The organism is Burkholderia sp. SIMBA_062, assembly GCF_046534765.1.
Taxonomy (GTDB): Bacteria; Pseudomonadota; Gammaproteobacteria; order Burkholderiales; family Burkholderiaceae; genus Burkholderia; species Burkholderia ambifaria.
Window position 1 is genome coordinate 36739 of sequence record NZ_JAWRYD010000035.1, and the last position, 18992, is coordinate 55730.

Here is an 18992-nt window from a genome sequence, read left to right on the forward strand (position 1 = left end):
GACATGAAGGAAACACCAGGCAACGTCCCGGCCGCGCGCACGGGCATCGAGATCACGGCCGCTCATCGGGCCTTCTTCCACGCGCTGCCGAAGGTCGAGCTGCATTGCCACCTGCTCGGCGCGGTGCGGCACGACACGTTCGTCGCGCTCGCGCAGCGCAGCGGCGCACCGATCGAGCGCGCGGAAATCGACGCGTTCTATGCGCGCGGCGAGAAGCCGGTCGGCGTGCTGCACGTGCTGCGCGCGCTCGACCGATACCTGCTCACGCGGCCCGACGATCTGCGGCGGATCGCGTACGAGTATCTCGAGGATGCGGCCGCGCACAACGTCCGGCATGCGGAATTCTTCTGGAATCCGACGGGTACGGTGCGCGTGTCGGGCATTCCGTATGCGGATGCACAGGCCGCGATCGTGACGGCGATTCGCGATGCCGCGCGCGATTTCGGGATCGGTGCGCGCCTGATTCCGAGCATCGATCGCGAGCAGGATCCGGACGAAGCGGTCGCGATCGTCGACTGGATGAAGGCGAATCGCGCGGACGAAGTCGCGGGGCTCGGGATCGACTATCGCGAGAACGACCGGCCGCCCGAATTGTTCTGGAAGGCGTATCGCGACGCGCGTGCGGCCGGGTTCCGCACGACCGCGCATGCGGGCGAGTTCGGAATGCCGTGGCGCAACGTCGAGACGGCCGTCGATCTGCTGCACGTCGATCGCGTCGATCACGGCTATACGATCGTCGATAACCCCGAGCTTTGCGCGCGCTATGCGGAGCGCGGGATCGTCTTCACGGTCGTGCCGACCAATTCGTACTACCTGCGCACGCTGCCGCCGGACCAATGGGCGGAGCGGCATCCGATGCGCAAGATGCCGGGCCTCGGGCTGAAGATCCATCCGAACACCGACGATCCGACGCTGCACAAGGTGAATCCGTCCGAGGCGTGGGAGCTGATGTTCAGCCATTTCGGCTTCACGCTCGCCGATCTGAAGCAGTTCATGCTGAACGGGATCGACGGCGCGTGGGTCGACGACGACACGAAGGCCGCATGGCGCGCGGCGTGGGCGCCGGAATTCGACGCACTGGCCGCGACGCTCGCGGCGGGCTGATGAGCTTTGTGCCTTAACGGCCGGCCGGCGAATCGCTCACGCGCTCACGCAGGCCGCCTGCCGCCGGCGTCGAGCGACGCCGCGCGGCGATCAGCGGAAAATTTTCAACCAGTCGAACAGGCCGGGATGCGGACGCCGCTTCGGTGTCGGCGCCGGTGCGCTGCGCGGCCGGAAGTCGGGCGAGAACTGCACATGCGGGTCGATCGCCCGCGCCCGCAGCGCCGCATCGTAGAACGAACCGACGATCGGCAATGCGCTGTGCGCGCCCGCACCCCAGTAGTCGCTGCGCAGCGTCACGCTGCCGTCGTCGAAGCCGACCCACGCGCCGGCCACCAGTTGCGGATGCATCAGGATGAACCAGCCGTCCGTGTTGTCCTGCGTCGTGCCGGTCTTGCCCGCGACGTCGATCCGAATCCCGTAGCGCGAGCGAATGTCGGCACCGGTCCCGTAATCGACGACGCCGCGCATCACGTCGACCAGCGTCTGCGCCGCGGCCACCGGCAGCGCGCGTTCGGGCGGCGCGCTGGCGAATGCGGCGAGCACCTTGCCGTCGCGATCCTCGATGCGCGTGATCATCTGCGGCGCGACGTACACGCCGCGGTTCGCGATCGTCCCGTACGCGGACACCATCTCCTTCAGCGTGACGGGGCTCGTGCCGAGCGCGAGCGACGGCACCGCGTCGAGCGGGCTGTCACGCACGCCCATCGCGCGCGCGAGCTGCGCGACCCTGGCCGCGCCTTCGCGCTGCATCACCTGCGCGGTGATGCGATTGCGCGACAGCGCGAGCGCGTCGCGCAGCGTCATCGGCGCGTCGGTCGGCGGCTCCGCATCGGTCGGATGCCACACCGTGTGCGCGTCGATCGGGATCGCGACGGGGCGGTCGACGAACGTATCGCCCGGGCGCATCCCGTCCGCGAACGCGGCGCCATAGACGAACGGCTTGAATGTCGAGCCCGGCTGGCGCCGCGCCTGCGTGACGTGATCGAACGGCTCGCTGCCGAAATCGGGGCTGCCGACCCACGCGCGGATCGCGCCGTTGCGCGGATCGATCGCGACGAAGCCGGCCTGCACCTGCGTCTTGCGCTCGCACAACGCCTGCATGAACGCGCGATTCGCGCCGAGCTGCTTGAGTGCCGCTGCATCGGCGAGCCCTGCATCGCGCGCGTCGCGGTAGTCGGATGTCTGCCGGATGAAGCCGCGGAACAGGTCGCTGCGCAGCCCGCAGCCGGACGGGCCGCGCCACGCGCCGTCGGCGACCGCCTGCAGCCGTTCCGTCTGCCGCGTCAGCGCTTGCGTCGCCATGTCCTGCAGCCGTGCATCGAGCGTCGTGCGCACGACGAGGCCGTCCGAGTAGAGGTCGTAGTTGTTCCGGTCGGCCCAGGCGATCAGCCACTTGCGCAACTGCACCGCGAAGTGCGGGGCCGGGCCGGGCTGGGCCGTCTGCGGCTCGAAGTCGACGCGCAGCGGCCGGCGCTGCAATCGCGCGAGCTGCTGCGGCGACAGCATGCCCATCGCCGCCATCCGCGCGAGCACGATGTTGCGGCGCTGGACCGCCCGCTCCGGGTTCAGCACCGGGTTGTAGTAGCTGTTGCCCTTCAGCATCCCGACGAGCGTCGCGCTTTCGACGATGTCGAGCTGGTCCGCCGATTTGCCGAAATAGGTGCGCGCGGCCATCTCGACGCCGAACGCGTTGTACAGGAACGGCACGGTGTTCAGGTAGGTCTCGAGAATCTCGTCCTTGCTGTACACCGTCTCGATCTTGAACGCGGTGATCAGCTCCTTCAGCTTGCGCGTGAGCGTCGGCGCGCGGCCGACTTCATCCGGATACAGGTTGCGCGCGAGCTGCTGCGTGATCGTCGAGCCGCCCTGGCGGCTGCCCGAGAACGTATGCAGGCCGGCCGCGAGCGTGCGGCGCCAGTCGATGCCGTGATGCGCGTAGAAGCGGTGGTCCTCGGTCGCGATCAGCGCGTCGACCATGTGCGGCGAGATCTGCTTGAGCGGCACCCATTCGCGGTTGACGGGCCGGAATTCGGCGATCAGCTGGCCGTCGGCCGACAGCACGCGCGCGGGACGGTCGATGCGCGCCTTGCGGATGTCGCCGATGCTCGGCGTGAACGGCACGAACGCGAGCAGGACCAGCAGGCCGAGCACCGGTATCGCGGCGAGGGTCAGCGCGACGCCGCGGCGCGTCGGATGGCGCACGCGTTGCCACGCGCCGGCACCCAGCATGCGGGCGCCGTCACGGCAGCGAAGCCAAAGGTTGCGGAGAAACGGCACGAAGCGATTCACGGCGGCAGGAGCGCGGTCGGAAAAGGCGCGATCCTAGCAAACCGCGCAACGTTGGCTGTGGCCAAAATGCCGGTTTTCTTGCAGGATTTACAGACGATTACGTTTGTTGCCCGCGGACAACCTTTGGCCGCGTGCGTCGGCGCGATTGTTCCGATGAATCGGCACCGGCGGCGGCGCCGACCACATCCGCGAGACGCTGGGCGGCCGCTTCCATCAGCGCGCGATCGAACCCGCCGAAACCGAGCACGAGGCCCGGACGTTCGGTGCCCGCCGCGAACATCGGCGATACCGCGCGCACCGCGACGCCCGCCTGCGCGGCGCGCGCCACCACGTCGAGATCGTCGATCCCTGCCGCGAGCCACAGCACGACGTGCATGCCCTGATCGCCCGGCTGCACCCATGCGCGCTCGCGCGCCAGCCGCGCGCCGAGCGTGTCGATCAGCAGCGCGCGCTGTTCCGCGTAGACGCCGCGCACGCGGCGAATGTGGCGGTCGAGATGGCCTTCCGCGATGAAGGCGGCCAGCACGTGCTGATCGGCGGTGGGCGCATGGCGATCCATCAGCACGCGCGCGCCGCAGAATGCCGGCACGAGATCGTCGGGCGCGATCACGTAGCCGAGCCGCAGCGACGGAAACAGGATCTTGCTGAAGGTGCCGAGATAGACCACGCGCTCGGGGTCGAGCCCCTGCAGCGACGGAAACGGATAGCCTTCGTAGCGCAGCTCGCTGTCGTAATCGTCCTCGACCACCCATGCGCGATGCGTGCGGGCCCAGCCGAGCAGCGCGTTGCGCCGCGCCATGCTCATCGGCATCCCGAGCGGGTACTGGTGCGACGGCGTGACGAATGCCGCGCGTGCGTCCGCTGCGACGCGGATGCCGGCCTCGACGTCGATGCCTTCCGCGTCGACCGGCACGCGGACCATCGCGTCGCGGCGCCCGGTGCTCTCGAGCAGCGCGGTGATGCCGCGATAGGCGGGATTCTCGACCCACGCGCGATCGTGCGCGCCGAGCAGCACCTGGCTCGCGAGGTGCAGCCCCTGTTGCGTGCCGCTGGTGATCACGACCTGATCGGCGCTGCAGCGCACCGAGCGCGAGCGGCGCACGTAGTCGGCGATCGCTTCACGCAGCGGCAACGCGCCTTGTGGATCCGCATAGCCGGACGGCGCACCGGCACCGCGTGCGCGCAGCCGGTTGCCGAGCCGCCGCCAGATGTCGTCGGGCGCGGTGAGCCCGACCGGCACCGAGATCGCGAACGGCGCGGCCGGCAGCGGACGGAATTCGCGGGCGATCCGCGCGAACGTCGCGGCCGGCTCGGGCAGGCCGGCGTGCGCGGCGCGCGGGCGGGCCGCCGCTGGTTTGCCGGCCGGCGGCGGCTCGGCCAGCGCGTTCGCGACCCGCGTGCCGGCGCCGCCGCGCGACTCCAGGAAGCCTTCGGCGACGAGCTGCGCATACGCGTCGACGACGGTGCCGCGTGCAACCTCGAGCGATGCCGCGAGCAGCCGCGTGGACGGCAACGTGTCGCCGGGCCGCACGTCGCCGCGGCGCACCGCGTCCCGCAATGCCTGCGCGAGCTGGCGGCTCAGGTCGCCGGCCGCGCGGTCGAGCGCGCCGAGCGACGGGACTTCGACGATCCGGGCGGTTCTGGCCATGATTCTGGTCTACTGAAATTGTTTGAAACCGGCTCTACAGCATAAACCAGTTAGCGCTCACAATCGGGGCATGACGCGCCTGTTTCGGGCTCGTTCCTTCCTGAACCCTGTCCGACCGTGGAGCCGCCATGTATGTCCCCGCCGATTTCGCCGAATCCCGCCCCGACGCGCTGCGCGAACTGATCGTCCAGCATCCGTTCGGCAGCCTGGTCACGCACGGCAGGAGCGGGCTCGACGCGAACCACATTCCGTTCGAACTGCTGCCGGGCGACGGCGACCTCGGCGAGCTGCATGCGCACGTCGCGCGCGCCAATCCGGTCTGGCAGGAGATCGAGAACGGCGACGAGGTGCTCGTGATTTTCCGTGCCGGCGATGCGTACATCTCGCCGAACTGGTACCCGAGCAAGCACGTCGCGCACCGGCAGGTGCCGACGTGGAACTACGTGGTCGTGCACGCGCACGGCCGCATCACGGTGCGCGACGACGAAAAGTTCGTGCGCGGCGTGGTCGCGCGGCTGACCCGCACGCACGAGGCGTCGCAGCCGGCGCCGTGGAAGATGGCCGACGCGCCGAAGGACTATCTCGACACGATGCTGCAGTCGATCGTCGGGCTGCAGATCGAGATCACGCGGCTCGTCGGCAAGCGCAAGCTCGGGCAGAACAAGGCGGCCGACGATATGCGCGGCGCGGGCGACGCGCTGATCGCCGAGGGGCATCTCGCGATCGGGGCGGCGATGCTGGCGGAGGCGGACGCGAAGCGGAAGTGAGCGGCGGCGAATCGCCCGGGGCGCATGCCGCGCCCCCGGGCGGCACCCGTTACTGAGTACGCGTCGCGCCCTTCGTGCCTTCGCCGGCATGCGCCTGCGCCAGCGCCTCGCGAATCGCCGCCTCCGTCTTGTCGTACCCGCCCTCGCCATAGCGCGTATAGACGATCTTCCCGTTCGCGTCGATCAGGTACAGCGCGGGCCAGTACTGGTTGCCGTACGCGCGCCACGTATCGTAGCGGTTGTCCTGCGCGACCGGATACTGGATGTCGAAGCGCTTGAGCGCATCGGCGACGTGCTTCGGATCGCGTTCGAACGGATACTCGGGCGTATGCACGCCGACCACGACCAGCCCCTGGTCGCGATACTTCCGGTACCAGTCGTTCACGTACGGAATCGTATGAATGCAGTTGATGCACGAGTAGGTCCAGAAATCGACCAGCACGACCTTGCCGCGCAGCTGCGCGAGCTTGAGCGGCGCGCTGTTCTGCCAGCGCTCGATGCCGGTGAAGTCGGGCGCCGGCGTGCCGGCGAGCGAGGCCGTCATGCCCGCGTCGTCGCGGGTGCCGGCGAACGCGGCGAGCCCGGCCGTGGCGGCGAGCGCGATCACGAGGGCGGCAGTCTTGAGTCTGGGCAGCATGGCGGTTCTCCGGTTCGGCCGGCCGCCGCGCGATCGCGTCGGCCGGACTGGTTTCGACAGCCCTCATTGGGCCGCGCCGACGTATCTGCGATGTGTCCGGCGAGCCGCGGGCTTGCAATGTTGTGTGTCGTCGCGGCGGCGCGATACATTGGGATACAAATGCGTGCCCGCCGTGCGGTATAAAGGCGGACATCGCCAGCCGCAACCTCACGACCCCGACTCATGGACAAGATCGACCACGTACTGATCGTCGACGACGATCGCGCGATCCGCGAACTGATCGCGGACTACCTCGAGAAGAACGGCATGCGCGTGTCGCTCGCCGCGAACGGCCGCGAGATGCGCAACGTGCTCGAAGACGGCGCGCCCGACCTGATCGTGCTCGATCTGATGCTGCCCGGCGAGGACGGCCTCACGTTGTGCCGCGATCTGCGCGCGGGCAAGTTCCGGACGGTGCCGGTGCTGATGCTGACCGCGCGCGGCGAGGAAACCGACCGCATCATCGGCCTCGAGATGGGCGCCGACGACTATCTCGCGAAGCCGTTCGCGGTGCGCGAACTGCTTGCGCGGATCCGCTCGGTGCTGCGCCGCGCGCGCATGCTGCCGCCCGGCATGCAGGTGACGGAGACGGCCGAGATGCTCGCGTTCGGCGAATGGCGGCTCGACACGACGGGGCGTCACCTGCTCGACGCCGAAGGCACGCTGGTCGCGCTGAGCGGCGCCGAATACCGGCTGCTGCGCGTGTTCCTCGACAATCCGCAGCGCGTGCTGACACGCGACCAGTTGCTCAACCTCACGCAGGGCCGCCAGTCCGATCCGTTCGACCGGTCGATCGACCTGCTCGTGAGCCGGCTGCGCCAGCGGCTGCGCGACGGCGCGCGCGAGCCGCGCTACATCAAGACGCTGCGCAACGAGGGCTACGTGTTCTCGTCGGCGGTGACCACGGTCGAAGGCGACGCATGAGCGCGCGCACCCTGCGGCACTGGCCGCGCTCGCTGTTCGCGCGGCTCGCGCTGATCCTGTGCGTGGGCCTCGCGCTCGCGCAGACGCTGTCGTTCTGGCTCACGGTGATGGAGCGCGACCAGGCGACCACCAACCTGATGATGGGCTACATCGAGCGCGAGGTCGCGAGTTCGGTCGCGCTGCTCGACCACCTGCCGCCCGGCGAGCGCGCCGCGTGGCTGCCGCGTCTCGCGCGGCGCAGCTACGTGTTCATCCTCGGGCCCGGCGAGACGGGCACGCCGTCCGAGGCGCGGCTGTCGGCGCGCGTCGAGCGGTCGATCTCGGACGGCATCGGCGGCGACTACCCGCTGACGGCGAACGCGATTCCCGGCGATCGCGAGCATCTGCAGGTGCATCTGCGCCTGACCGACGGCTCGCCGCTGACGATCGACATCCACCCGATGTCGACGGTGCCGCTGTCGGGCTGGCTGCCGGTGGTGCTCGCGCTGCAGCTCGCGGTGCTGGCCGCGTGCTGCTGGCTCGCGGTGCGGCTCGCGACGCGGCCGCTGAACCAGCTCGCGCGGGCGGCCGACGCGCTCGGCCCCGACCTGAAGGGTGAACGCCTGAACGAGGGCGGGCCGTCCGAAGTCGCGCGTGCCGCGCGGGCGTTCAACGCGATGCAGGACCGCATCGCGCAGTACATGGCCGAGCGCATGCAGATCCTCGCGTCGATCTCGCACGACCTGCAGACGCCGATCACGCGCATGCGACTGCGCGTCGACGTGATGGACGACGACGTGCAGGGCGCGAAGCTGCGCCAGGACCTGATCGAGATGGAGCATCTGGTGAAGGAGGGCGTCGCCTATGCGCGCACGCTGCACGGCACGGATGAGGCCGCGCGCCGCATCGATCTCGATGCGCTGCTCGACAGCATCGTGTGCGATTACACGGATGCGGGGCAGGACGTCGCGCTGCACAGCGGCGGCCCGCTCGCGCTCGTCACGCGGCCGAAGGCGCTGCGCCGGATCGTCGGCAACCTGGTCGACAACGCGCTGAAGTTCGCGGGCGCGGCCGAGATCGATGTGCAGGCGGCGTCAGGCGGCGGCGCGGTCATTGCGGTGCTCGATCGCGGGCCCGGCATTCCGGACGATCAGCTCGACGCGGTGTTCGAACCGTTCCGCCGCGTGGAGACGTCGCGCAATCGCGAGACGGGCGGCACGGGGCTCGGTCTTGCGATCGCGCGGCAGCTTGCGCTCGCGATGGGCGGCACGCTGACGTTGCGCAACCGGACGGATGGCGGCGGGCTCGAAGCGCGGCTGACGCTGGCGAATGCTGTGTGATGCGACGCCGCGCGGGGCGGCTCGCGAGCGGTTGCCAGCACGCGGCGCTGCCTGACGCACCGTGCATGGCGGATCGTTTTTCCGGTGAACGAAGCGGTGTGGAACGGCGACGATGCGTCAGCACCGGCCGGTGCGCAGCGCGACGGTCCAGTCATCGCGACCGCGCGCTGCCGCGGTGTCGGCGGCCGTGTGCCAGTCGTATTCGACCGCGTGGAATTCGGCGTGCCAGCCGGCCGGCGTGCGCGACACCATCGCGTAGCGCGCATGCGGCGAGCCCGTTTCGATCCGGTGCGGATGCGGTTGATCGTCCGTGTACGCCTGCAGCCCGACGCTGCCCGGATTGACGATCAGCCGGCCGTCGTCGAGCTGCGCGATGCGCGGGACATGCGTGTGGCCGCACAGGATCAGCGACGCCGGCTCGTCGCCCGCGCGCTGCGCGATTTCATCGGGCGTCGCCGCGCGGCAGCCGTCGGGCGTTACCGTTTCGAGGAAATAGACGAGGTCGCTGGCGGGCGTGCCGTGCACCATCAGCACGTCGTCGTCGAGTGTCAGGCGTTCGGGCAAGGCGGCGATCCACGCGCGATGGTCGCCGCGCAGCGTGTCGTGCGCCCAGCGATCGGACAGCCGCATCGTTTCGCGATCGCCGCTCAGCAGTTGCCGTTCGTGATTGCCCTTGATGGTCGGCAGGTCGAGCGCGATCAGGCGATCGGCCGTGTCGGGCGGATGGAGCGCGCCCGACACGATGTCGCCGAGGTTGACGATCAGGTCGGCGCCGCGGCGGCGCACGTCGTCGAGCACCGCGTCGAGCGCGGCGAGGTTGCCGTGGATGTCGGACAGCGCGGCGATTTTCATGGCGAAGAAGTCGATGCGGGGAGCGGCGATTGTCGCCAATTCGGCGTAGCGCGTCCAATCGCGCCGACGGCCAGTGGACCCGTGCATCGAGCGTCGCTCATCGGTCAGTCGGTCGCGATGCGCGCGTACATCGCGAAATCGCCCGGCACGCCGCGCACCATCCGGTAGGCACGCAGCAATCCTTCGTACCGGTAGCCGCATTTCTGCAGAACACGCACGGAGCCGGCGTTGCTGGTCAGCACGACACCCTGGATGCGCATGAAGCCGCCTTCGGCGAATGCCCACGCGGTGACGCTCGCGCATAGCGCGCTCGCGATGCCGTGCCCCCAGTGCGGTGCGCTCGATTATCGGGCGCGCGGCCCCGCGCCGTACAGCGACGTTCGTCGCGCAACCAATTATCTCGATATCGGCAAGAAGCTGTTTTCATTATTGCGCTATCGAACGAAACCGGTTCCAACTACCATGGCGGCCTCGGCGGGCATGCTCGCCGCAACGTGCCGCGCGCGTCTCGCACGCGCGCGTTCCCGCGTGCGAACGCCGTCGGCCTCGCATGCAGGCGTATCTCGCCGGCCGCACGCGTTACTCGCATAGAACAGGGTTGACCGCCCGGAGACGCTAAAAACCATGAACAAGCAACTGATCGCAGCACCGCTGCTGCTCTCGCTCGCGGGCATCGCATCCGCGCAAAGCTCCGTCACGCTGTACGGCATCGTCGACGCGGGCGTGACCTATCGCAGCAACGAACGGGTCGGCTCGCCGGGCGCCTACACCGGGCATTCGGCGGTCGGCCTGACCACCGGCAACCTGTCGGGCAGCCGCTGGGGCATCAAGGGTTCCGAGGATCTCGGCGGCGGAATGCGCGCGCTGTTCGTGCTCGAGAACGGCTTCGACATCACCAACGGCACGTCGGGCCAGGGCGGCCGCCAGTTCGGCCGCCAGGCGTTCGTCGGCGTCGGCAGCAACCGCTACGGCACGGTCACGCTCGGCCGCCAGTACACGTCGCTCGACGACTTCGTGAGCCCGGTCGCCCCGTCGTCGTTCATCGGCGGGTTCGGCGCACACCCGGGCGACATCGACGATCTCGACCAGACCGCGCGTGTGGACAGCTCGATCAAGTACACGAGCGCGAACTACGCCGGCTTCACGTTCGGCGCGCTGTACGGCTTCGGCAGCCAGCCGGGCAGCATGAAGCAGCGCAACACGTGGAGCGTCGGCGCGGCATACGCGGCCGGGCCGCTGCGCGTGGGCGTCGGCTACGAGCGCTCGGACAACAGCAAGACGGGCGCGACCGACCCGACGGCCGGCAAATGGCAGAGCACCGATGACGGGCTGTTCAACTCGTCGATCAACGAAGGCTATGCGAGCGCGCAGTCGCAGCAGGTCATCGCGACCGGCGCGACGTACAACTTCGGCCCGGCCGTCGTCGGCGTGAACTACAGCAACGTGCAGTACCGCAGTGGCGCGCAGTCGCTGTTCAGCGGTCATGCGACGTTCAACGTCGCGGGCGTGTTCACGCGCTGGAACGTGCAGCCGCAGACGCAATTGTTCGCCGGCTACAGCTACACGCGCGGCAGCGACGTCGACGGCATCGACGACCGCGCGCAGTATCACAACGTCACGCTCGGCGCGGTCTACGACCTGTCGAAGCGCACCAGCGTGTACCTGCTCGGCGCCTACCAGCGTGCGTCCGGCACGACGCTCGACGCACTCGGTCGGCCGGTGGCCGCGACCGCGGCGGTGTCGGACAAGGCGAACGGCCACTCGTCCGATTCGCGATCGCAGGCGATCGTCAGCCTCGGCCTGCGCCAGAAGTTCTAACGCCACGCGCGCGACCGGTCGCCCGCGCGCAATGCGGGCCGCCGGCCGCACGCCGGGCCGGCGTACGGCCTTCCCCATTCAACACGGCCCGCATCACGCTTCGCCGCACGTGCGGCGCACCTCCGTTTCCCTCTCCGTCTTCAGCGGCAAACGCAGTCCGCCGCGCCCCGCCTTATTTCACTTCTTCACGATTTACCGGCAATGCGGCATGCAGCCGGATAATATTTTTTCTCTTTCATTTTAATTTCGATTTGTAATCATCGAGTCGATTTGCCGGCAATGGAAATTCAATGCGCGTGCATCAGAAAAAATGACGCGTCCGGAGTGGGAAATTCGGAACAAAGTGCCGGTAATGATGAATCGCCACAGCGCTATCTGGCGGGGAGCCGCGGGGCCGATCCCGGGTAAAAAACCAATGAGTAATTCATGGTGGAAATGACCGGTTTTTTGCAGAAATCACCAATATTTCATACGCGCCGAACTAGAGTATCGAGAGGCGATCGTCCGGGAGCATCATTCATGTTATCGAAACAAATTCGCGCGGCATTGCTTGGATTGTGCATGGCAATGCTGACACCGGTCAGTCACGCACAAGCGCAATACACGACGGACTGGCTCGCGAACACGTTCGGCACGCTGGCCGCGCACGTCGGCAACGGCGCTCGCTCGCTGTGGGTCGCGCCCGAAGGCGTGATCTATACGGCGTCGCGCTGGGACGAGAATGCAGGCGGCGTCGCGATCTACCAGAACGGGCAGACGCTCGGCACGATCGGCATCCATGACGAATTCCACGGCGGCGCGATCACCGGCAACGCGAACTCGCTGTTCGTCGCGCTCGGCTACAACCGCACGTTCGGCAGCGGCTCGGTCGGCCGCTACAACCGCAGCACGAACCAGCGCGACCTGCGCATCCCGGTCAGCACGTGGACGGGTATCCAGTACGCGGACGTGATCACCGGCCTCGCGACGACCGGCAACCTGCTGTACGTGAGCGACTTCTACGGCAACCGCGTGCGTGTGTATACGACGGACGGCGTGTGGCAGCGCGACATCGGCGTATCGGGGCCCGGCGCGCTGGCGCTCGACGCGGGCGGCAACCTGTGGGTCGCGCGCAAGAGCGCGGGCATCGTCGCGCAGTTCAGCCCGACCGGCACGGCGATGAACACGATCCAGATGGCGGCCCGCGCGCGGCCAGCGTCGCTGTATTTCGATGCGCCGAGCGGGCAGATGCTGGTGGGCGACGAAGGCCCCGACATGAACATCAAGGTCTACACGCTCGCCGGCCAGCCCTTGCAGATCGGCACGTTCGGCGTGCTGGGCGGCTATCTCGACACGACGTCGGGCATCAAGGGGCAGGTCGGCGACAAGCGCTTCACGCGTGTCGCGGGCATCGGCAAGGACGCGGCCGGCAACCTGTACGTGCTGAACAACGCATGGGGCGGCGGCTGGGATCTCGGGCGCAACGGCAGCACCGACCTCCATTCGTACAGCCCGACGGGCGTACTGCAATGGAAGTTGCAGGCGCTGAACTTCGAGGGCGCTGCCGCGCCCGACCCTGCGACCGACGGCGCGTTTTTCTACAGCGGCAACAACGTCTATACCGGTACGGCGGGCGGCACGTTCGTCGCGAACACGATCGATCCGTTCACCTATCCGAAGGACCCGCGCCTCGACATGAAGGACTACCAGCGCGGCCAGCATTTCGGGCAGCTCGCGCTGGTGAACGGCACCCGGATGCTCGTCGCGACCGGGCAGAACCCGGGCAACTACAACATCTATCACTTCAACAACGCGAGCGGCTATATCGCGATTCCGGATGGCTCGATCCCCGGCAAGCCGTTCAACACGAGCCTGCAGGTGACGGCCGGTTTCGCGCTCGACGACAACGGCGACGTATGGGCCGGGCTCGATCGCACCAACAACATCTCGCACTATCCGATGAAGGGCTTCGACGCGACCGGCAAGCCGACATGGGGCACGCCGGTGCAGATCCAGATTCCGCGCACCGTGCTGCCGCTCACGCGGATCATCTACCAGGCCGACAGTGACACGATGATCCTCGCGCAGGGCATCTCGGGCAGCTGGGACTGGACCGCGATGAACGGGCACATCGAGGTCTATCGCGGCTGGAAGGCCGGCAACACGAGCACGCCGAACGTGGCGATCGACCTGACGAGCGCGAACCCGAAATCGATGGCGGCGGCCGGCCACTACCTGTTCGTCGGCTACGTGCACACGGTGCCGAACGTCGACGTGTTCGACCTGAACACCGGCAGCCTCGTCACCACGCTGACGAACTCGAACACGGCCGCGATGGACGTCGGCAACGACGTCGACTCGATGTACGGCATCCGCGCGTACCTGCGCTCGACCGGCGAATACGTGATCACGAAGGACAACTACAACGGGTCGAGCCTCGTCGTGTATCGCTGGCGTCCGTGATCACGCGGGCCGCGGCGGGCGGACGTCACGGCGCGCCGAGCACGTGGCCGTTCACCTCGTGCCCGCGCGCGGCGCCGGTTCATGCTGCGCCGCGCGGCCTTCGCCAGCCGTGGAACGTCAGTGCGCGGTGCGTTCGCGCAGCACGTTCGACGGCCGCCCATTGCGCACGAACACGCCGGCCAGCACCGCGCCCGCGAGTGCGATCGCGCCGGCCAGCACGAACGCGGACGCGAACGAGCCGCTGCGCTCGACGATGAAGCCGGTCACGGCCGGCCCGATCACGCCCGACAGGCTGCCCATGCAATGCAGGAAGCCGCTGACGCCGCCGACGCGGGTGGGATGCACGACGTCCTGCACGATCGCCCAGTAGATCGCGCCCGTCGCGTACAGGAAGAACAGCGACACGGACATCAGTGCGACCGCGCCCTGCGTCGACTGCACGGCGCCCGCGACGGCCACGCAAGCACCCGCGCCGAGCAGGCAGGTGACGAGCACGATCCGGCGCGACAGCAGCAGGTTGCCGGTGAGCCGGTACAGCGCATCCGAGATCGCGCCGCCGCACGCGAGGCCGACCGTGCCGACGAGCCAGGGCACGACGGTGGCGATGCTCATCTCCTTGATGTTCAGATGGTGCGCACGCACGAGGTAGCTCGGGAACCAGCTCAGGAAGAAGAACAGCACGTAGTTGTAGCTGAAGAACGCAGCGGCCGTCGCGATGATGCGCGGCTGGCGCACGTAGTGCGACAGCGTGTGCGCCGGCGTTGCCGCCGCCGCCGCGGGCGCGTGGGCGGGCGATGCCGCACGCGTCGCCGCACGTGCACCCGATGCCTCGCCAGCCGGCGCGGCCGGACGGTCCGACGTCGACATCATCCACACGACGACCCACGCGAGCCCGATCGCGCATACGATCCAGAACGCCGGCCGCCAGCCGAACTGCGCGGCCAGCAGGCCGACGATCGGCCCGGCGATCGCACCGCCGAGCGGCGAGCCGGCGCTGAGCAGGCCCATCGCGGTCGCGGCGCCGTCGCGCGGCAGCCAGTTGTTGACCATCTTGTTCGCGGCCGAGCACAGCGGCCCTTCGGCCATGCCGAACAGCAGCCGCACGATCAGCAGGCTCACGAAGCCGACGGTGAGCGCGGTCATCCCACAGAACACCGACCACAGTCCGACCGACAGCACATACACGAGCTTCGGCCCGAGCCGGTCGGACGCGAGCCCGCCGATGAAATTGAACAGCGCGTAGCCGATGAAGAACGTGCTGAACACGAGGCCCATCTGCGCGGCATCGATGCCGAGATCGGTCTGCACGATCGGCGCGACGATCGACAGCGCGACGCGGTCGAGATAGTTGATCCCGTACACCAGGAACAGCAGGAACACCGTGAACCACGCCGGCGACTTCTGCTTCATTGTCTGTCTCCTTCGTGCCGGTGGGCCGGCCGTCATGTCGTGTCGATCGTTCGCCGCGTCGGTATCGCCGTCGGCGGGCACGGGTGTTGCGAGGTTCGCTGCGGTTGCGGCGAACCGTGACGAGCGTTTGTTCAGTGCGTGTGCAACGGCGTGTGCAACGGCGCGAGCAGCGTGTCGGTGCCGTGCGTGCGCAGCGTCGACAGATGCGCGCCGACGCGCACGATCAACGCGTCGGGCCACGCGGTCGAACCGGCGAGCGCGCTGCTGCCGAGTGCGGCGCGAACCGCGCCGGTTGCATCGCCGGCAGCCGCCAGCGTCGCGCCGAGCGCGGCCGCGCCCGGATCGTTGATCGCGAGCGGCCGGCCCGACTCGTCGCGCGCGGTGGCGACGTAGTGCAGCCAGAGCGCCAGCGCGCGTTCCAGGTAGGGACGCTCGACCCCAGCCGCCGCGCTTTCGGCCAGCGCAGGCAGCCAGCGCAGCGGCACCTTCTGCGTGCCGTCCATCGCGATCTGTTCAGTGCGATGCGCGAGCGTCGGATTGCGGAAGCGCTGCACGAGCGTCGCGCAATAGCCGTGCGCGTCGTAACCGGACGGTACGTCGACGGTTGCGAGCAGGTCGCGCGTCATCATGCCGTCGACGAGCGCCGCGATCGCCGGATCGGCCATCGCGTCGGACACGGTCGCGCGGCCGCGCAGCTGCCCCGCATACGCGAGAGCCGAATGCGAGCCGTTCAGCAACCGCAGCTTCATCGTTTCGTAGGGCCGCACGTCGCCGACGAGATGCGCGCCGGCGTCTTCCCAGCGCGGACGCGGGCCGGCGAAGCGATCCTCGATCACCCATTGCGAGAACGGCTCGCAGACGATCGCGGCTGGGTCGCGCGCGCCGAGATGCGCGTCCGCCCAGTCGAGCGATTCGGGCGTCGCGGCCGGCACGATCCGGTCGACCATGCTGTTCGGGAACGCGACGTCGTCGCGGATGCGCCGCGCGAGCGTGCCGTCGATGCGCTCCGCATAGTCGATCAGCAGCGCGCGCAGCGTGTCGCCGTTCGACGTCATGTTGTCGCAGCACACGACGGTCAGCGGCGCATGAGCCGGCCGTCGGCGCAGGCCGGCCGCGATCACGCCGAGCGCGGTGCGCGGCGCGTCGGGCGTCGCGAGATCCTGGCGAATCGCGGGATCGTCGGCATCGAGACCGCCGCCGGGGCGTCGGCAATAGCCTTTCTCGGTCACGGTCAGGCTGACGATCGACACGGCCGGGTCGGCGATCAGCGCCAGCAGCGCGGGCAGCGATTCGGGCGCGAACAGCGCGCCGTGCACCGCGCCGACGATGCGCGTGCGCGCCTCTTGGCCGTCGCGTTCGGTCACCGTGTACAGGTGGTCCTGCGCGGCGAGCAGGTCGACGGTATGGCGCCGGCGCAACTCGACGCCAACGATCCCCCAGCGGAGATCGCCCTGTTCGAGCACCGTCTCCGTGTGAAGCGCCTGGTGCGCGCGATGGAATGCGCCGAGGCCGAGATGGACGATGCCGGTGCGGACCGCCCGCCGGTCATAACGGGGGCGGCGGGTGCCGGGCGGCGCGGTGCGCAGGAAATCGGGGGTGGATGGCATGGCGATCAGGGGTGGTGCGTACCATGGTAGGTGGTCGAATGCGTGCAGGTTATTTCGAGTTTTCTCGTGAAGTTATCGGTGTAAACGCTAGATCGCCGGAATTCGGCTGGTTATGTACCATGGTAGCTATCGATATCGAGTCGGATCAATCGCACCATGAGCGAAACGGCAGTACTGGAGGAGGGTGACGTCGTCGTCACGGCGTTGCAGGGGTTCTCGCTGGACGAGAGCCGGTCATATACGGAGCAGGTCCATGCGCTGCTGCGCCACGCGATCGTGCGCGGCGCGCTGCCGCCGCGCACCGCGCTGTCGGAAGCGGTGATTTCCACGACGATCAAGGTCAGCCGCACGCCGGTGCGCGAAGCGTTCGCGCAGCTCGCCGACGAGCGGCTCGTGCAGATCATCCGCAAGGTCGGCACGCTGGTCGCGCCGATTCCCGTGTCGATCCTCGAGGAAGGGCGCTTCGCGCGCAGCACGCTCGAATGCGCGAACCACGTCGAGCTCGCGCAGAAGATCACGCCGGCGCAACTCGCGGAGCTGTCGCGGATCATCGACGCGCAGCGTGACGCGGTGGCCGCCGGCGATGTCGAAGCGTTCTTCGATCTCGATGAGGCGATGCACGGGCGGATGTTCGCGTTCGCGGGCCGGCCGCATGTGTGGGAAATGCTGCAGCCGATGAAGCGCCAGTTCGACCGGGTGCGCTGGCTGCTGCTCGAGCGTGTCGAGGATCACGCGCGCCGCGCGCTGCAGGAACACGAACAGATCCTCGCGCACATCGCGTCGCGCAACATGGCGCTGCTCGGCGCGTCGGTCGCGGCGCACGTCGACCGGATCGGCTCGCACCTGCCGGACGTGCGCAGCCGCGCGCCCCATTACTTCGTCGACTGACATCTGAATCGCCCGCTGGAGGAGCGCTGTGAAAATCGAACGCTTGCAGACCATCGTCACGTGTCCGGGCCGGAACTTCGTGACGGTGAAGATCGTGACCGACGAGGGCGTCCACGGCCTCGGCGACGCGACGCTCAACGGGCGCGAGCTCGCGGTGCGCGCGTACCTGGAAGACCACGTGTTCCCGTGCCTCGTCGGGCGCGACCCGCGCAACATCGAGGACATCTGGCAATACCTGTATCGCGGCGCGTACTGGCGGCGCGGGCCCGTGACGATGACGGCGATCGCCGCGATCGACATGGCGCTGTGGGACATCCTGGGCAAGCTCGCGGGCATGCCCGTCTACCGGCTGCTCGGCGGCAAGAGCCGCGACGGCCTGATGGTGTACGGCCACGCGAACGGGCGCGATCACGAGGAAGCGGTCGACGCGGTGCGTGCGCACATCGAGGCCGGCTATCGCGCGATCCGCGTGCAGTCGGGCGTGCCGGGGCTCGACAAGGTGTACGGCGTCGGCAAGACGGCCGGCGCGTACGAGCCGGCCGAGAAGGGGCTGCCGCCCGAAGAGCCGTGGGACACCGCGCTCTACCTGCGCCACACGCCGGAGCTGTTCCGCAAGGTGCGCGACGCGGTCGGCGATGCGCCGCACCTGCTGCACGACGCGCATCACCGGCTCACGCCGATCGAGGCCGCGCGGCTCGGCCGTGACCTCGAGCCGCATCGGCTGTTCTGGCTGGAGGACGCGACGCCCGCCGAGAACCAGGACGCATTCCGCCTGATCCGCCAGCACACGACGACGCCGCTCGCGGTCGGCGAGGTGTTCAATTCGGTCTGGGATTGCAAGGACCTGATTCGCGACCAGCTGATCGACTACATCCGCGCGACGATCGTGCACGCGGGCGGCATCACGCACGTGCGGCGCATCGCCGATTACGCGGCGATGTACCAGGTGCGCACCGGCTTCCACGGCGCGACGGACCTGTCGCCCGTCTGCATGGCGGCGGCCGTGAACTTCGGGCTGTGGGCGCCGAACTTCGGCATCCAGGAACTGATGCCGCACAGCGCGCTGACCGATGAAGTGTTTCCGCACAACTACCGCTTCGAGGACGGCTATCTCGTGATGGACGACGTGCCGGGCCTCGGCGTCGACATCGACGAGACGCTGGCCGCGAAATATCCGTACGAGCGCGCGTACCTGCCGGTCGCGCGGCTGCGCGACGGCTCGATGTGGAACTGGTGAGCGGCGAAGAT

The 18992-nt window shown here is 68.7% G+C and carries 14 protein-coding genes and 1 pseudogene; 8 read left to right on the forward strand and 7 right to left on the reverse strand.

Annotated elements, in window-relative coordinates:
• Positions 1-3 precede the first annotated feature (3 nt).
• Positions 4-1104 (forward strand): adenosine deaminase, encoded by a 1101-nt coding sequence (gene add, locus SB786_RS29150; protein ID WP_410730478.1) that lies wholly within the window; start codon positions 4-6, stop codon positions 1102-1104.
• 90 nt (positions 1105-1194) lie between these two features.
• Here the strand turns inward: add and SB786_RS29155 are convergent, their stop codons facing one another.
• Positions 1195-3393 (reverse strand): penicillin-binding protein 1A, encoded by a 2199-nt coding sequence (locus SB786_RS29155; RefSeq protein WP_410730479.1) that lies wholly within the window; start codon positions 3391-3393, stop codon positions 1195-1197.
• 97 nt (positions 3394-3490) lie between these two features.
• Positions 3491-5041, reverse strand: coding sequence for a PLP-dependent aminotransferase family protein (locus SB786_RS29160; RefSeq protein ID WP_410730480.1), 1551 nt, complete (start codon positions 5039-5041; stop codon positions 3491-3493).
• 128 nt (positions 5042-5169) lie between these two features.
• Between SB786_RS29160 and SB786_RS29165 the strand changes: the two genes are divergently transcribed.
• Complete coding sequence (locus tag SB786_RS29165; protein WP_410730481.1) at positions 5170-5808, forward strand: FMN-binding negative transcriptional regulator; 639 nt, start codon at positions 5170-5172, stop codon at positions 5806-5808.
• A gap of 49 nt (positions 5809-5857) precedes the next feature.
• Here SB786_RS29165 and SB786_RS29170 read toward each other — a convergent pair whose 3' ends face one another.
• The gene (locus SB786_RS29170) at positions 5858-6445 is read right to left on the reverse strand and encodes a thioredoxin family protein (RefSeq protein ID WP_410730482.1); all 588 of its coding nucleotides are present in this window, start codon (positions 6443-6445) and stop codon (positions 5858-5860) included.
• A 222-nt stretch (positions 6446-6667) separates the two neighbouring features.
• Between SB786_RS29170 and SB786_RS29175 the strand changes: the two genes are divergently transcribed.
• Positions 6668-7408 carry a response regulator gene (locus tag SB786_RS29175; protein WP_006750896.1) on the forward strand — a complete coding sequence of 247 codons (741 nt, stop codon included), beginning with the start codon at positions 6668-6670 and terminating at the stop codon, positions 7406-7408.
• Entirely contained in the window at positions 7405-8727 is a 1323-nt protein-coding gene (locus tag SB786_RS29180; RefSeq protein ID WP_410730483.1) for an ATP-binding protein, read from the forward strand. Before SB786_RS29175 ends, SB786_RS29180 begins: the two co-directional genes overlap by 4 nt.
• A gap of 117 nt (positions 8728-8844) precedes the next feature.
• Here SB786_RS29180 and SB786_RS29185 read toward each other — a convergent pair whose 3' ends face one another.
• Both SB786_RS29185 and SB786_RS29190 read right to left on the reverse strand, forming a co-directional pair.
• Positions 8845-9579 carry a metallophosphoesterase family protein gene (locus tag SB786_RS29185; protein ID WP_410730484.1) on the reverse strand — a complete coding sequence of 245 codons (735 nt, stop codon included), beginning with the start codon at positions 9577-9579 and terminating at the stop codon, positions 8845-8847.
• 104 nt (positions 9580-9683) lie between these two features.
• Positions 9684-9911, reverse strand: a pseudogene (locus tag SB786_RS29190) (GNAT family N-acetyltransferase); the annotation flags it as partial.
• Between the two features lie 292 nt (positions 9912-10203).
• Here SB786_RS29190 and SB786_RS29195 point away from each other — a divergent pair.
• Together SB786_RS29195 and SB786_RS29200 are read left to right on the forward strand one after the other, a co-directional pair.
• Complete coding sequence (locus tag SB786_RS29195; protein ID WP_410730485.1) at positions 10204-11397, forward strand: porin; 1194 nt, start codon at positions 10204-10206, stop codon at positions 11395-11397.
• 519 nt (positions 11398-11916) lie between these two features.
• Complete coding sequence (locus SB786_RS29200; RefSeq protein ID WP_410730486.1) at positions 11917-13839, forward strand: SMP-30/gluconolactonase/LRE family protein; 1923 nt, start codon at positions 11917-11919, stop codon at positions 13837-13839.
• A gap of 117 nt (positions 13840-13956) precedes the next feature.
• Here the strand turns inward: SB786_RS29200 and SB786_RS29205 are convergent, their stop codons facing one another.
• Together SB786_RS29205 and SB786_RS29210 are read right to left on the reverse strand one after the other, a co-directional pair.
• Entirely contained in the window at positions 13957-15249 is a 1293-nt protein-coding gene (locus SB786_RS29205) for an MFS transporter (RefSeq protein WP_410730487.1), read from the reverse strand.
• Positions 15250-15380: 131 nt separating this feature from the next.
• Entirely contained in the window at positions 15381-16856 is a 1476-nt protein-coding gene (locus SB786_RS29210; protein WP_410730488.1) for a mannitol dehydrogenase family protein, read from the reverse strand.
• A 156-nt stretch (positions 16857-17012) separates the two neighbouring features.
• Here SB786_RS29210 and SB786_RS29215 point away from each other — a divergent pair, with 156 nt between their 5' ends.
• Together SB786_RS29215 and manD are read left to right on the forward strand one after the other, a co-directional pair.
• On the forward strand, positions 17013-17744 hold the full coding sequence (locus SB786_RS29215; protein WP_175729018.1) for a GntR family transcriptional regulator: 732 nt from the start codon (positions 17013-17015) through the stop codon (positions 17742-17744).
• A gap of 28 nt (positions 17745-17772) precedes the next feature.
• Complete coding sequence (gene manD / locus SB786_RS29220; RefSeq protein WP_410730489.1) at positions 17773-18981, forward strand: D-mannonate dehydratase ManD; 1209 nt, start codon at positions 17773-17775, stop codon at positions 18979-18981.
• Positions 18982-18992 lie beyond the last annotated feature (11 nt).

What these genes read in the sequence shown, in the direction of transcription:
- add (WP_410730478.1), top strand. Translation starts at nt 4, where the DNA reads ATGAAGGAAACACCAGGCAACGTCCCGGCCGCGCGCACGGGCATCGAG.
- SB786_RS29160 (WP_410730480.1), bottom strand. Translation starts at nt 5,041, where the DNA reads ATGGCCAGAACCGCCCGGATCGTCGAAGTCCCGTCGCTCGGCGCGCTC.
- SB786_RS29165 (WP_410730481.1), top strand. Translation starts at nt 5,170, where the DNA reads ATGTATGTCCCCGCCGATTTCGCCGAATCCCGCCCCGACGCGCTGCGC.
- SB786_RS29170 (WP_410730482.1), bottom strand. Translation starts at nt 6,445, where the DNA reads ATGCTGCCCAGACTCAAGACTGCCGCCCTCGTGATCGCGCTCGCCGCC.
- SB786_RS29175 (WP_006750896.1), top strand. Translation starts at nt 6,668, where the DNA reads ATGGACAAGATCGACCACGTACTGATCGTCGACGACGATCGCGCGATC.
- SB786_RS29180 (WP_410730483.1), top strand. Translation starts at nt 7,405, where the DNA reads ATGAGCGCGCGCACCCTGCGGCACTGGCCGCGCTCGCTGTTCGCGCGG.
- SB786_RS29185 (WP_410730484.1), bottom strand. Translation starts at nt 9,579, where the DNA reads ATGAAAATCGCCGCGCTGTCCGACATCCACGGCAACCTCGCCGCGCTC.
- SB786_RS29195 (WP_410730485.1), top strand. Translation starts at nt 10,204, where the DNA reads ATGAACAAGCAACTGATCGCAGCACCGCTGCTGCTCTCGCTCGCGGGC.
- SB786_RS29200 (WP_410730486.1), top strand. Translation starts at nt 11,917, where the DNA reads ATGTTATCGAAACAAATTCGCGCGGCATTGCTTGGATTGTGCATGGCA.
- SB786_RS29205 (WP_410730487.1), bottom strand. Translation starts at nt 15,249, where the DNA reads ATGAAGCAGAAGTCGCCGGCGTGGTTCACGGTGTTCCTGCTGTTCCTG.
- SB786_RS29210 (WP_410730488.1), bottom strand. Translation starts at nt 16,856, where the DNA reads ATGCCATCCACCCCCGATTTCCTGCGCACCGCGCCGCCCGGCACCCGC.
- SB786_RS29215 (WP_175729018.1), top strand. Translation starts at nt 17,013, where the DNA reads ATGAGCGAAACGGCAGTACTGGAGGAGGGTGACGTCGTCGTCACGGCG.